14 protein-coding genes and 1 riboswitch are annotated in these 12,677 nt (G+C 45.1%); of the genes, 2 read left to right on the top strand and 12 right to left on the bottom strand.

Annotated features, from left to right (window positions below):
* Positions 1–94: 94 nt before the first annotated feature.
* From H171_RS00980 to H171_RS00970, 3 genes are all read right to left on the bottom strand, one after another.
* Complete coding sequence (locus tag H171_RS00980) at positions 95–793, bottom strand: response regulator transcription factor (protein ID WP_025234634.1); 699 nt, start codon at positions 791–793, stop codon at positions 95–97.
* A 21-nt stretch (positions 794–814) separates the two neighbouring features.
* Positions 815–1,489 carry a helix-hairpin-helix domain-containing protein gene (locus H171_RS00975; protein ID WP_100303485.1) on the bottom strand — a complete coding sequence of 225 codons (675 nt, stop codon included), beginning with the start codon at positions 1,487–1,489 and terminating at the stop codon, positions 815–817.
* Between the two features lie 102 nt (positions 1,490–1,591).
* Positions 1,592–2,017 carry a DMT family transporter gene (locus tag H171_RS00970; RefSeq protein ID WP_100303484.1) on the bottom strand — a complete coding sequence of 142 codons (426 nt, stop codon included), beginning with the start codon at positions 2,015–2,017 and terminating at the stop codon, positions 1,592–1,594.
* 205 nt (positions 2,018–2,222) lie between these two features.
* A riboswitch (TPP riboswitch) is annotated at positions 2,223–2,321 on the top strand.
* A 26-nt stretch (positions 2,322–2,347) separates the two neighbouring features.
* On the opposite strand from H171_RS00970, the gene thiT reads away from it, so the two are divergent.
* Complete coding sequence (gene thiT / locus H171_RS00965) at positions 2,348–3,019, top strand: energy-coupled thiamine transporter ThiT (RefSeq protein ID WP_100303483.1); 672 nt, start codon at positions 2,348–2,350, stop codon at positions 3,017–3,019.
* 60 nt (positions 3,020–3,079) lie between these two features.
* On the opposite strand, the gene H171_RS00960 is transcribed toward thiT, so the two are convergent.
* Positions 3,080–3,916 (bottom strand): bifunctional 5,10-methylenetetrahydrofolate dehydrogenase/5,10-methenyltetrahydrofolate cyclohydrolase, encoded by an 837-nt coding sequence (locus H171_RS00960; protein WP_100303482.1) that lies wholly within the window; start codon positions 3,914–3,916, stop codon positions 3,080–3,082.
* 17 nt (positions 3,917–3,933) lie between these two features.
* Positions 3,934–4,563, bottom strand: a complete 630-nt coding sequence (locus H171_RS00955; protein ID WP_100307367.1) for a cyclodeaminase/cyclohydrolase family protein — start codon at positions 4,561–4,563, stop codon at positions 3,934–3,936.
* Between the two features lie 416 nt (positions 4,564–4,979).
* Between H171_RS00955 and H171_RS00950 the strand changes: the two genes are divergently transcribed.
* On the top strand, positions 4,980–5,519 hold the full coding sequence (locus H171_RS00950) for an ECF transporter S component (RefSeq protein WP_100303481.1): 540 nt from the start codon (positions 4,980–4,982) through the stop codon (positions 5,517–5,519).
* A gap of 163 nt (positions 5,520–5,682) precedes the next feature.
* On the opposite strand, the gene H171_RS00945 is transcribed toward H171_RS00950, so the two are convergent.
* From H171_RS00945 to H171_RS00910, 7 genes are all read right to left on the bottom strand, one after another.
* Complete coding sequence (locus H171_RS00945; RefSeq protein WP_100303480.1) at positions 5,683–6,075, bottom strand: hypothetical protein; 393 nt, start codon at positions 6,073–6,075, stop codon at positions 5,683–5,685.
* Between the two features lie 545 nt (positions 6,076–6,620).
* The gene (locus tag H171_RS00935; RefSeq protein WP_100303479.1) at positions 6,621–7,505 is read right to left on the bottom strand and encodes a ribokinase; all 885 of its coding nucleotides are present in this window, start codon (positions 7,503–7,505) and stop codon (positions 6,621–6,623) included.
* Positions 7,502–8,533 carry a LacI family DNA-binding transcriptional regulator gene (locus H171_RS00930; RefSeq protein ID WP_100303478.1) on the bottom strand — a complete coding sequence of 344 codons (1,032 nt, stop codon included), beginning with the start codon at positions 8,531–8,533 and terminating at the stop codon, positions 7,502–7,504. Before H171_RS00930 ends, H171_RS00935 begins: the two co-directional genes overlap by 4 nt.
* Entirely contained in the window at positions 8,517–9,692 is a 1,176-nt protein-coding gene (locus H171_RS00925) for a M20 family metallopeptidase (RefSeq protein WP_100303477.1), read from the bottom strand. Before H171_RS00925 ends, H171_RS00930 begins: the two co-directional genes overlap by 17 nt.
* A 10-nt stretch (positions 9,693–9,702) precedes the next feature.
* A complete protein-coding gene (locus H171_RS00920) occupies positions 9,703–10,449 on the bottom strand; it encodes a glutamine amidotransferase (RefSeq protein ID WP_100303476.1) in 747 nt (248 codons plus the stop codon).
* Positions 10,442–11,725, bottom strand: coding sequence for a M20 family metallopeptidase (locus tag H171_RS00915; protein WP_100303475.1), 1,284 nt, complete (start codon positions 11,723–11,725; stop codon positions 10,442–10,444). Before H171_RS00915 ends, H171_RS00920 begins: the two co-directional genes overlap by 8 nt.
* Before the next feature lie 5 nt (positions 11,726–11,730).
* Positions 11,731–12,669, bottom strand: coding sequence for a nucleoside hydrolase (locus H171_RS00910; protein WP_100303474.1), 939 nt, complete (start codon positions 12,667–12,669; stop codon positions 11,731–11,733).
* Positions 12,670–12,677: the final 8 nt, after the last annotated feature.

Raw genomic sequence — 12,677 nt, 5'->3', positions numbered from 1 at the left:
AAAATTGATTCTGATCTATGGGATTTTCTCTCCCAAAATTTAAGAAAAGGCGGATTTCTCCGGTCACCCGTCAGAAATCCTCCTCTTTCTTTTACTAGACGCGGAAATAATATCCTACGCCCCACTTGGTATGCACATATTTAGGATCGCTGGGACTGGGTTCAATCTTCTCCCGAAGACGCCTTACATGAACGTCTACCGTTCGTACATCCCCCGTATCCATGGCTTTATTTCCCCATACGTAAGTAAGAAGCTGTTCCCTGCTGTATACCTTACCCGGATTGCAGGTAAGAAGCTCCAACAGGTCAAACTCCTTTGCTGTTAAATTGATTTCTTTCTCAGCAATAAACACTCTCCTGCTGTCCCGGTCCAGCTTCAAATCGCCTTCTTTTATCACCTGGCTGTCTTCCTGGTTATCCCGCTTGTTCTTCTTGGCATTCCGGCGCAGGATAGCCTTGATCCTGGCCTTTACCTCAAGAATGTTAAAAGGCTTTGTAATATAATCGTCGGCACCGTATTCCAGGCCAAGGATCTTATCCATATCGTTGCCCTTTGCCGTCAGCATGATAATGGGCATCTCGGAAAATTCCCGGATAGCCTGACATACTTCGTATCCGTCATATTTAGGAAGCATGACATCCAATAGGACCACATCATACTCTTTCTGCTTTGCAAGATTAATGGCTTCCTCTCCGTCATAGGCACAGTCCACTTCCATACCATCCTGCTCCAGACTGAATCTCATTCCTTTTACGATGAGTTTTTCATCATCAACTACTAAAACGCTTGCCATACTACACCTCTGTCTTCTATTTCAAACCGTTATATCATCTTTTATTTTTTGAAACGCCGCATCTTTAATGCCGGATATCTTCATGATATCCTCGATCTTTTGAAATCCGCCATGGCTGTCCCGATATTTAAGGATATCGGCTGCCTTGGCTTCTCCGATTCCCCGAAGGGTCATCAGTTCCTCTTTGGTGGCTGTATTTAAATTTACCTTTGTTTTTTGTACGTTCGATGAAGCCTCTGCCTGTAAGGAAATCTCACCCCTGGCCTTTGCCGCTTCCACCTCTTCCTTTCCAGGGACCACGATCTTCATGCCGTCCTTGACCTGCTCCGCCATATTTAAATATTCTGCCGCAGCCTGGTCTGTGACTCCGCCTGCTATCTCGATTGCCTGAAAAACCCGGCTTCCTTCTTTAAGCTCATAAACACCGGGAGAAACAACTTCTCCGCAGATATGTACATAGAAAGGCAGGGCCGTTTCCTCTCCTGCACTTCCTAAACTGTCCTCTTCTGCTGTTAAAGCTTCCGTGCCATCACCTGCTTCAATTCCGATAACACTTTCCCCGGAATATAAAGACGATTCCTCTGTCAAAGAAACCCCTGGCCTGTGAACCTCCTGGCTTCTGCTGAAGCCATAACATACACCCGCCCCTAAGACACACAGGGCGATAAGGATGATTTTAACTTTCTGGTAATCCATGATATCCCTCCTCTTACAAAAATCTCCAAAAAAGGATACCATCTTCAGCCTATGTTACTATTCTACCTAAAGAAATAAGTAAATACAAGCACTATTTCCAAATTAATTAAATATCATGATTCCGATAATGGCAACAACTGCACCGATCAGCTTCTTCCATTCAAAACCCACCTTTTCAACACCGAATAAGCCAAACAACTCGATGGCATAGGCTACAATGATTTGAGAAATTACAATGATCAGAGCCGCTTTGGCCGGACCCAGGGTTCCCATACTCCTTACTACTGTATAGGTAATGAATGCACCCATAACGCCGCCAATCAATAAGTACTTGGGCTGCACATCAAATAGGCCGGTAATGTTCTCCCTGCCGGAGAAATACCACAGAATGAGGCAGGTCAAAAATGCAGTCAGCTGTACCCAGCCTGTTGAAACCCACATGCTGGTCTGCTTTGTCACTCCCGTATTAAAAACTCCCTGTATGCTCATAAGCGCTCCGGATATAAGAGCAATAATAAAGCCTGTCATTAAAACAACCTCCGTATCTCCAATTTGTTAATAATTAATCAAGCGGACTTTATTTCAACTTTACTTCTTTTACTAGGTTGTGCTTTATTTGCATTTTTATACTGAATTTACAATTTGGTTATGGATCAGATATGCAAAAACATGACTTGATAAGGCTTGACAAGCCTGTGTTTTTGCGCTATACTCACAGCAAAATTGTATAAATTACACACGCTAGGGGAGCCATTGGCTGAGATTGGTAGAAACCGAACCCTCACTACTTGAACCGGATAATGCCGGCGTAAGGAAGCAATAGTAGTCCCCTCCTGCGCACACAAAGGAGGATTTTTTATGTCATTTTTTCTAACTTACTCTGCGGAAAATGAAGAGTATTTATTAAGGCCGGCAGGATACTTGCTGGTAATCGTTCTATTTGCTGCGATCTTTTTTGCCCTGCATCTTCTTGGCAGATCGTCTTCTAAATCTCAAAAGCTGCAGACCCGACAGCTGGTTTACTGCGCAGGTGCAATGGCGCTTGCAACAGTAACTTCCTTTATCAAAGTAGCCTCCCTTCCTTTTGGCGGCTCAATCACATTGTTTTCCATGCTGTTCATCTGCCTCATCGGTTATGTTTACGGTGTAAAGGCCGGGATCACGACCGGGATAGCCTATGGAATCTTACAGTTTATCACGAACCCCTATATATTCGCTCCGATCCAGGTTCTTCTTGACTATCCCTTGGCATTCGGTGCTTTGGGTCTTTCCGGGCTGTTCAGTAACAAAAAGCACGGCCTTGTAGCCGGATATATTGTGGGAGTTACAGGTCGGTACTTATTCCATGTTGTTTCCGGTTATATATTCTTTGCCTCCTATACACCAGAGGGCATACCTCCATTGGTTTATACTCTGGGTTATAATGCCACTTATATCCTGCCAGAGTTGGTATTAACTGTATTAATCCTGTATTTCCCACCTGTACTTGGAGCTATCGGACAGGTGAAGCGGCAGGCTTTAAACGGATAAAAAACAGAGGCACTGCTTTTCTGCAGTGTCTCTGTTTTACTTTTTTACGCAAAAAATGATTTATCTTTTAAGGGCAGCCAAAACCAGATGCCTGGCCAGTACGGCCGTTGTCACCGCTCCTACACCTCCTGGTACAGGAGTTGCCATGGAAGCTGTTCCTTCTAAAGAATCAAAATCCACATCTCCGCAAAGCTTTCCGTCTTCGTCCACATTGATTCCCACATCAACCACTATGGCATCCTTACCTACATAAGATGCATCCACCATCCTTGCACGTCCGGCAGCAGCCACAAGGATCTGAGCATTTTTACAGGTCTCCTTTAAATCCTCCGTGCGGGTGTGGCAGATGGTAACCGTAGCGTTCTCCTTCAGCAACAGCATGGATAAGGGGCGGCCAACTACCATACTTCTGCCCACGATGGCTACTCTTTTTCCTGTCAGGGAAATATCATTGGCTTTTAAGACTTCCACCACCGCTTCTGCCGTACAGGGAGCAAATCCTGTATCGTCCCCGGCAAATACCCTGGCGATATTTTCCGGGGATATGCCATCCAAATCTTTTCCCGGGTCAATCATATGTTCAATATCCTTTTCCTTTATCTGCTTTGGCAGAGGGCGAAGGAGAAGGATGCCATCGATGTCCGGGTTATCATTGATCTTTGCAAATTCTTCCTTAAATGCTTCATCAGTGATGTCCTGGGAAAATGCAAAGCTTTCCCCCATCAGACCGAAGCTTTCCATCTTCTTTAAAGCTCCCCGTTCGTAGGATAAGTCATCAGGCCGTTCTCCTACCCGCACAATGGCAAGCTTCGGGGTTTTTCCCTTTAAATCATTCAAAAGCGTTTCTACCTGTTCCTTGATTTTTGCAGATACGGCTGCACCCTTTAAGGTTATCACGTCTGTTTTCCTCCTTATTAAGCCTTTAACGCAGCTTCTACCTTCGCATAGATGGCATCTGCCTTTCTGATTCCTTCTTCAGCCAGATGTTCCGCCTGACTCTGAAGCTGTCCGGCCTTTTCCCGCTCCTTCATGGATTTTGTATTGATGGAAACATTCATCTTGGCTCCCAGCAGTGCGGAACGGATAAACTGGACTCCCACGCCTACGTCACTGACAGCAAGGCGGCTTCCCTTCTCTGCCAGAAATTCCAGGATATCAAGAGTTTCCATGGAACGCTCCATGACCATGAGAGGAACCAGAGAGGCGGCAAGAAGGTGGGTTTCTAAGATTTCAGTCTTATGAAGTTTTTCTTCCTCCGTACCAGAGGGAAGGCAGTATGCAGCCGCCAATGGAACAAATACAACTTCGTCTTCATCTGCAAGCCTTAAAAATTCGCGTTTTAAAGCTTCCAGCTTTTCAAGGATCGACTGCATTTCTTCTTCCACATCGGCATACCGCTTTTTGCCAAGAGTTAAGTTTACCACCATCTCTCCCAAAGCCGCTCCTACGGCGCCGCCAAGACCTGCTGCTCCGCCACCGCCCGGCGTTGGGCTTTTTGAGGATAATTTTTCAAGGAATGTGTGAATTGTAAAGTCCTGTATCATAACATTGATCCGCCTTTCCAACCGCATTTTATTTTCCATTATTATATAAGGCTTTCTATAAAAAAACAAGTTTAACTTGTCAAGTGAAACAGTCAATGCTATGATTGATCCTCTTTCCACTGCGGATTTCATATAGACCGCGCATGCCAATACCCAGTTCTCCTTTTCCATTCTGATCGATTCCTTTATTTTATTATCCACGTGGTAATTTGATTTTAGTTAAAAAAATATCCCGCTATTCCAAAAATGTCTTTTTTCGCTATAAGTGACATCTTCTTCGATTAAGCATTTAAAGGCTGCCGCGGCAAAACTGGTATGTATAATTTTATCCAAATTGGATATTTATAAAATGCCAGTTTTTTTATATGATAGATTTAAATAAAAATAAAAAAATGACCTGCTAGAGAGGAGAATACATGAATAATAACAGAACAAAAAAAATAGTTTTCAGTGCTTTGATGGCAGCTCTTACCACTGCAGCTACTATGGTAATACATATACCATCTGCATTCAGCGGTTATATTCATCTGGGAGACGGAATGGTATTGCTAAGCGGTTTGCTCTTAGGACCTATGGCAGGTGCGGCCGCAGGAGGGATAGGCTCTATGATGGCGGATTTGCTGTCTGGTTACGCCTTTTATGCACCGGCTACTCTGGTCATTAAGGCATTGGCGGCATTTTCAGGGGGATATTTGTATAAACATCTGCCTTCCCGGGGACCGGCGGGCGGCTTTCGGGTACTGCCCTTTTTAACCGCCGGAGTGTTTAGCAGCGCAGTAGTCACAGGCGGGTACTTCATATTTGAACTTGCAGTATATAGCTGGCCGGCTGCCATTTCCAATGTTCCGTTCAATCTGGTACAGAATTTATTCAGTTTGATTGCAGCCGGGGTTTTACTTCCTATTCTTTTGCGTGTGCGTGAGATCCGGGAACTGAATAGAGAGACAGCTTCGTAACAGAAAAGGAGGTCCTGGATTCGATCTACTGGGGCTTCCTTTTTTTACATTTAACTTAAATATCCAACCCTTTCGCTCATCACTTCCCGGACTTCCAGAGTTATGTCGTATATCTTAGATTTGTTTGGAATAAGATATTTAAAAGTTACATTTTGTGAAGTTTTCATTCTGATTCAAGATGAATAATTGGTAATCGGTCAAACTGTTTGAATAAGTAGGTTTCTCCATCTATCTTAATTATAAATGTCTGTTTTTCTCCATCATATAGTATTTTAGTATTTTGAAACTTAGAACTATTGATAAAATGTTCACTATCTGTTCCCTTAGAATAAGTCCCTTTGCTCATTTCATCATAATTATAATAATAAAATGTGTTGTTATCATCCAGATCAAATACCATTGATGCAAAGGGAAGCTTATCACATGAGTAAGTTCCTTGCAAAATTGGAGATTCTTTCACTGAATATAGGAGTATTATTCGAACAAGAAAATTTCCAATTATACATATAAATATTAAAACAAGAATTCCAACCAGCCTCTTTTTATATACCTTCAAGCTTTCGCCCCCTAATATGCTTTTTGCAGTTTTATGTTTATAGTTCATAGGCTTATATCTATATAACATACAAGTAGAAAAAAGCATGACAGTCTTTATTCATATTATATATCATTTCATTGTGAAAAGTAAGTAGGCGTGCACTGCTCAGCTCAAACTTTCTTCTCTGCAGCCAGACCTCCCCTTTAATCGCCTTGTTACTTATTACATACAATCGCCGGAGTCTTCAGAACACCTTCCGAAAGCTCCGGCAAAAATATTAATTCGAATAACATTCGTCCCAGTGCTGATGAGCACTAGCTTTTATTGTAACAAAGCCTGTAATCAGTTAAATCTGATTCATTCTGCTTTTCCTCTGGTTTAATAATCCAGCAAAGATGCGGCCTCTTCGTCCATGATAACCGTATAATTGGGATGAAGCTGGAACACACTGGCAGGAATCTCGGTAGTAACCGGGCCGAACAGGGCTTTTTTTGCGATGGGCGCACTAAAAAGAAAGCCCTGGGATCCAATCTCCCGGGCGCTTCCTTTTTTGTGTTTTGCTTTTATCCATTTAAAACTTCATCCCTCGTGGGTATCGAAGGTGCAGCACCAGCTCTGGATACCGCAATGGAAGCTGCCTTTGCCGCATGATCCAAAGCCTGTCCGGGAGTTTCTCCCAGAGCAAGTCCGCCTATAAAATAGCCGGTAAAGGTATCCCCGGCCCCTGTTGTATCAACCACCTGTACCTGATAGATTTCCTGCTCAAACACCTGATCGCCGTCTTTGTATAAAGAACCATCTTGTCCCAATGTCAAAAGAATCTTTGCGTCCGGGAATTTTTCAGCCAGCTGACCCAGGAGTTCTCTGCTGCTTCCGGATTTTTGACAGATATCCCCGGCTTCAATCTCATTCAATATAAAAAACTCCACATAATGAAGGGGGTAACTCCATACTTTGCGGTTCATGGGGGAAGGATTCAAAACGATCCTCATGCCTTTCCCATATGCCTGCTCCATAATATATCCAACTTCGTTGATTTCGTTTTGAAGAATGAGAAAATCCCCTTCCCCAAACTCATTTAAAACATGGTCCACCTGATCCTTTGTTATTTCCTGATTCGCTCCGCCATATAAAAGGATGCCATTTTGCCCTTCTTGATTCTTTTGTATTATGGCATGACCTGTCTTATTTTTTACCCGCTTAATATTTCTTGTATCTATGCCGAACTGCTCCAGCTGCTGGGTCAATATTTCACCGTCCAGTTCCCCGACCGCACCTGCATGCCAGACTTTGACGCCGCTTTTGCTCAGTGCCAGAGACTGGTTGAGGCCTTTTCCACCGCAAAATATCTCCAAAGAATCAGAGGATATGGTTTCTCCCTCTCTGACAAAATGATCCACCTGGTAAACATAATCAATATTCAAAGAACCAAAATTCAATATTTTCATAGATTGTACTCCTGTCCAATTCTCATTGTACTGCTTCTTATAATCAATTTCGGTTCAAATACCGCCTGGCTTTTTTCTACTTTTTTCTTCTTTATCAGGGAAATCAGCCGTTTGACTGACTCCACTCCCATCTCATATACAGGCTGTCTGACCGTTGTAAGAGGAACCGCCATCATTTCCGCATACAATACATCATCATATCCTACCACTGATATATCTACAGGTACTTTCTTATTATATTGTGACAGCTGTCTGCACACTCCAAAGGCTGATAGGTCATTGCAGGCAAATACCGCCGTATATCCAAACTGCATCAGCGCTGCCACCGCACGCTCCCCGCATTCCATGGTATAATCACCTTCATAAACCAGCCTTTCATCAAAAGGAATATGAAATTCCTGCAGGGCGCGTGCATATCCTTTCAATCTTCTTTCTGAATCCGCCAAATTTGCAGGTCCTGTTACACAGGCGATCTTCTTATGGCCAAGCTCTGCCAGATGTCTCGCTGCCAGATACCCTCCCATTTCATGATCCAGAATAATTTCTGCACAGTCCACATCCGTAAGAAAGCGGTCCAGAAGCACAAACGGCAGCTGCAGCTGTTCCAATAAGCGAACCGATTCTTTACCGGCTGTCTCATCACTTTCTCTGGACATGACATAGATGATTCCGTCTACCCCCTGGTCAGCCAGAAAATGGATATATTCCATGTCCCTCTTATGGAGATCATTGGTGTTGCACAAGACCAGTGTTCTGCCATACTCCCTGCAGCACTCTTCAATTCCTTTTACCATATTGGCGTAAAATATATTTCCGATATCAGGAATAATAAGACCTATGGTTTTACTTCTCTTTTTAACCAGACTGACTGCCAGCTGATTCGGCCGATAGTCAAGCTTCTGTGCCGATTCCATAATCCGTTTTTTTGTATCCTCCGGTATCTTATGGGCTTTCCCATTTAATACCAGAGATACCGTCGTCACAGATAGACCTGTGTCATTCGCTATGTCCTTAATTGTCGCTCTCATCCTCAATCCTCGCTGATGCCATATTTGTCAACGCCCGTACTGCCTTAAGGTAATCCGCGATGCGTACACATTCATTGGGCTTGTGCGCCATATCTGCCGAACCTGGTCCAAATAAGACGGTCGTCAGCCCTTCTTTTCCTTCCGCCAGTATGGAGGCATCCGTAAAGTAGGAAATTCCTGAATAGGCTTCCTTAATTCCGGCAGCCTCCATACTCTTTACCAGCTGGGAAACTCCCCAGGAAGCCTTGTCCGCTTCAATGCTTATTCTGTGATTCTTAATTGTGGTAGTCAGACTGGGGATTCCTCCGGATTTCAGGCTGATACCCTGAAATACTTTATCCAGCCGGCAGAGAATCTTTTCATAAGTAAGTCCCGGCACAGTCCGGATATCCATTAAAACAGTGCACACATCCGGTGTCATGTTTGGTTGTATCCCTCCCTGGATTTCCGTAACCTGGGCAGTAGCGTTTCCAAGTACCGGATGGTCATGTCCACGGATCCAGTCTGCCAGGCGCTCGGCCGCTTCATATGCACAGGTGACTGCATTGCAGCCTTCTTCCGGATATGCCCCGTGGCTGGTCTTACCTCTTACTTCCAATTCCAGCCAGATACAGCCTTTTTGTCCGATTCCCACAGTACAGCCCGTAGGTTCTCCGATCAGTAACGTCGATGCTTCCATCATATGTCCGCTGGAAATAATGGCCTTTGCTCCTGTCCCTCCCCGCTCTTCGTCACATGTCCCCAGAAATTGGATAGAAGTTTTCGGCTTCTTCCCAGCCTCCCCCAGCATACCGAGAACATATACCAAGGCAGCCAGTCCGCTCTTCATGTCACTGGCTCCCCGTCCAAAGAGGAAACCGTTATGTATCACCGGGGCCCATGGCGGCCGGTCCCAGCTCTCAAGCTGACCATAGTCCACCGTGTCCAAATGTCCATTCCAGATCATTCCCTTATCCGCATCATCTCCCGAAAGCAGGGCAATTACGTTTCCCCTTCCTTCTCCAATATCCTGAACAAAGGCTTTTACTCCACGGTTATTTAAGTATTGGCAGATATATTCTGCTGCCGGTTTCTCTCCATCTTTTCCGTTGACTGTCCTGATTCCCATCAAATCCTTTAAAAGCTGTACCGCTTCCTCTTCCCAGCCTTCCTTCTTCATTCCAAGCCCTCTATTCTCTCGTCAACCAGTCAAGGATCCCCTTCCAAAGCTGATCGTAATATTCCCACTCACAAAATTCAGGCGGAGCCCAGTGAGGGGCGCAATCCGTGGTAAATGCTGCACTCCTTCCTTTTCCATAGGCTCCCAGTGCCAGGAACGGATCATTTTCTATGGTAACGGGTACAATTGCTTCCGGCTTTGCCACTGTTTTATTGTAGCCCAATACCTCCGGCCAATCCGATGGAAGTCCGGATATAGCTTCATGGACATCTCCTACAACTGGCTTTGCACCATCGCAGTGTTCCATTCTGTCATCCACAGTCAAAACCTCTACAGGAAGAACTTCCTGGACAGCGGTATCATGCCACTTTCCCTTTGCATCTACGCCGGAAAATGTCATATATCCCCCGATCATCAATAGTGCACCTCCATCCAGAACATAATCCCGGATCAGTTTACAACGGTCCGGCATTTTACGGCTGTGTGTAAAGGTCGCCACAGGAAGCAGCAGGGTATTTGCTCCGATATCGGACAAAATGACCCCGTCATACTGTTTTAATTCTTCCATGGTAAATGGAAATTCTTCCGATGCCAGGTGATTTGGAAGAAATGTTACCTCATAACCAGCTTTCTCCAGTGCCTTTTTCAGCCACTTTTCTCCTGTCTCATAGGAAGAGGTATAAAAAGAATCAAACCCCTTTACATGTGTAGTATAACTCATCCAGGATTCTCCTGCCAATAGTATTTTCTTATTCATCTGTCCTGTCTTCCTTTCCCCATTCTAAAATCAATTGTGCATAAATATGAATTGCCTTAAGATATTCTTCTATCTTAATATACTCATTTACGGAATGGCATTGTTCCAGATTTCCAGGTCCAAACTGTATGGTTGGACAACCGGCTATATTCCTCCACAGCCTGGAGTCACAGCCAGCCGGTGAGCCCTTTATGGCCACTGGTTTTCCCTCCGTTTTTTCAAATGCTCTTTCAAAGCTGTTTACAAACGGTCCCTTTTCCATCTCAAAAGGACCTCCTGCCTGATATATACTGATTTCCGGCATATGCCCCCGCAGCCATAAATCACTTTCTGCCAGACGCCTGATCTCGTCTGTGACCTCAGCTACTACCTGCTCATGGCTCATCAGGCCAGGAAGGTAATGGATGCACATCTCAAATTCACAATCCCCGGCAACCGTGGATCCTGCACTTCCTCCATGAATAGTCCCTACGTTTAAATTAGGGGCAGGAAGAAGGGGATGCTTAAGGCCAAGCAGCCAGCTATGCTCCAGTTCATTCAGTCTTTCTATGATCTTTATTGCCTTTTCAATGGCGCTCACACCCAGCCATTTAGCGCCGGAATGGTTGGATTTTCCGGTGACCCGTACTTTCATAAATACAAATCCCATATGGGCAAGAATCAGTTCTCCGGATGTTGGTTCACAGACCACCACTCCATCTGCCCGTTTTCCTCTCATGACCGCCTGAATGGAGCCGTTGCCGCCTCCCTCTTCATCACACACTGAGCAGATGTGGACGTTAAGTGGAAGAGGGATACCGGCATCCTTTAAAAGCTTCACTGCCATGACGGAAGCCATAAGGCCCCCTTTCATATCCGCAGCTCCCAGACCGAACAGCCTGCCATCTACGATTTCCGGAACATGAGGAGGCACATTCCACAGGGACTCATCCCCCGGAGGCATGGTATCCATGTGACCGTTAAACATCAGGCTCTTGCTCCCCTGCCCATTAAAAACGGCATAGACATTATAGCGGTCCTTATAGTCATGACCAGGATTGCCTTCCCCATATGCTTCTATGGAGGCTGCGATCGTTTCTTCGGTCATGGGATCTCTTTCTATCTGATCCGCTCCCATCTCTTCCAGCAGCCGGATTAAATATTCCTGTCCCTCTTTTTCTCTTCCTCCGGCAATCCCATGTCCAAGATCCTGGGTATCTATGGCAATCAGTCCTGATAAATATTTAACATAATCTTCTCTGTTGTTTTCCAGTACTTCTTTCAATTGTTCCATCATCCACCTCACGAACCATAAGCCCGTATTCCCGTCTCGATCAGATCCCAGAAACGTTCCACATCAATATCCACGGCCACATCCACATTGGCTTCTCTATGACTGTAGCCAAAGAAGTCACAATTGGTCCTTCCGTAGCTTTGTACGCTTCTGATATCCACTTCCGTAAACATAGGTTTTGTCACCAGAAGCTCTGAATCAATGATGGAAGCAATGGTTACCGGGTCATGGAGAGGCCCGCCTTCCCAGCCGAACACTTGCCTTTGGCTCTTGTTGAAATGTCCCATCAGCTCTGTAAACAGGCGGGCTGCCGGAGTGCCGATCTCTTCCATCCGTTTTACCACCTGGGGATAACAAAGCACTTTCCTGGTCACATCAAGCCCTACCATAGTAATGGGGCGGCCGCTGGTAAATACTACATGGGCCGCATCTGCATCGGCGATAATATTAAATTCAGCCGCCGGAGTTACATTCCCCAGCTGATAGCAGCCTCCCATAAGAACAATTCTCTTAATCTTCGGTATAATGCGGGGCTCCATTCTCATGGCCATGGCAATATTGGTCAGGGGACCTGTTGGCACCAGAATAATGTCACCTTCCGATTCCATCAGAGTTTTGACGAGAAACATTACCCCATGCTCTGTCTCTTCCTTTCTTTTTAATGGATCAAAAACCGGGCCGTCAAGTCCGCTTTCTCCATGGATATCTCCTGCAAGGAGCTGCTTATCCCGGATCATGGGCTGTCCGCAGCCGGCATAAACGGGGATATCAAGTCCCAGGTACTGACAGATATTCAGGGCATTTCTTGTAGTTTTTTCAAGGGACTGATTTCCTGCCACCACTGTAATACCCAGCACCTCTATCCCACTGTTTTTTCCTGCCAGTAATATGTTCACCGCATCATCGTGTCCCGGATCGCAGTCCAGGATAACCTTCTGTTTTTCCATTGATTATT

The sequence above is a fragment of the [Clostridium] celerecrescens 18A genome (genome assembly GCF_002797975.1).
Classification (GTDB): domain Bacteria; phylum Bacillota; class Clostridia; order Lachnospirales; family Lachnospiraceae; genus Lacrimispora; species Lacrimispora celerecrescens.
The sequence above is the reverse complement of the archived record's forward strand: the minus strand, read 5'-3'. Positions and strand labels throughout refer to the sequence as shown.

Coding starts and splice junctions, on each gene's coding strand:
- H171_RS00980 (WP_025234634.1), bottom strand. CDS start 793: ATGGCAAGCGTTTTAGTAGTTGATGATGAAAAACTCATCGTAAAAGGA.
- H171_RS00975 (WP_100303485.1), bottom strand. CDS start 1,489: ATGGATTACCAGAAAGTTAAAATCATCCTTATCGCCCTGTGTGTCTTA.
- H171_RS00970 (WP_100303484.1), bottom strand. CDS start 2,017: ATGACAGGCTTTATTATTGCTCTTATATCCGGAGCGCTTATGAGCATA.
- thiT (WP_100303483.1), top strand. CDS start 2,348: ATGTCATTTTTTCTAACTTACTCTGCGGAAAATGAAGAGTATTTATTA.
- H171_RS00955 (WP_100307367.1), bottom strand. CDS start 4,563: ATGATACAGGACTTTACAATTCACACATTCCTTGAAAAATTATCCTCA.
- H171_RS00950 (WP_100303481.1), top strand. CDS start 4,980: ATGAATAATAACAGAACAAAAAAAATAGTTTTCAGTGCTTTGATGGCA.
- H171_RS00935 (WP_100303479.1), bottom strand. CDS start 7,505: ATGAAAATATTGAATTTTGGTTCTTTGAATATTGATTATGTTTACCAG.
- H171_RS00930 (WP_100303478.1), bottom strand. CDS start 8,533: ATGAGAGCGACAATTAAGGACATAGCGAATGACACAGGTCTATCTGTG.
- H171_RS00925 (WP_100303477.1), bottom strand. CDS start 9,692: ATGAAGAAGGAAGGCTGGGAAGAGGAAGCGGTACAGCTTTTAAAGGAT.
- H171_RS00920 (WP_100303476.1), bottom strand. CDS start 10,449: ATGAATAAGAAAATACTATTGGCAGGAGAATCCTGGATGAGTTATACT.
- H171_RS00915 (WP_100303475.1), bottom strand. CDS start 11,725: ATGATGGAACAATTGAAAGAAGTACTGGAAAACAACAGAGAAGATTAT.
- H171_RS00910 (WP_100303474.1), bottom strand. CDS start 12,669: ATGGAAAAACAGAAGGTTATCCTGGACTGCGATCCGGGACACGATGAT.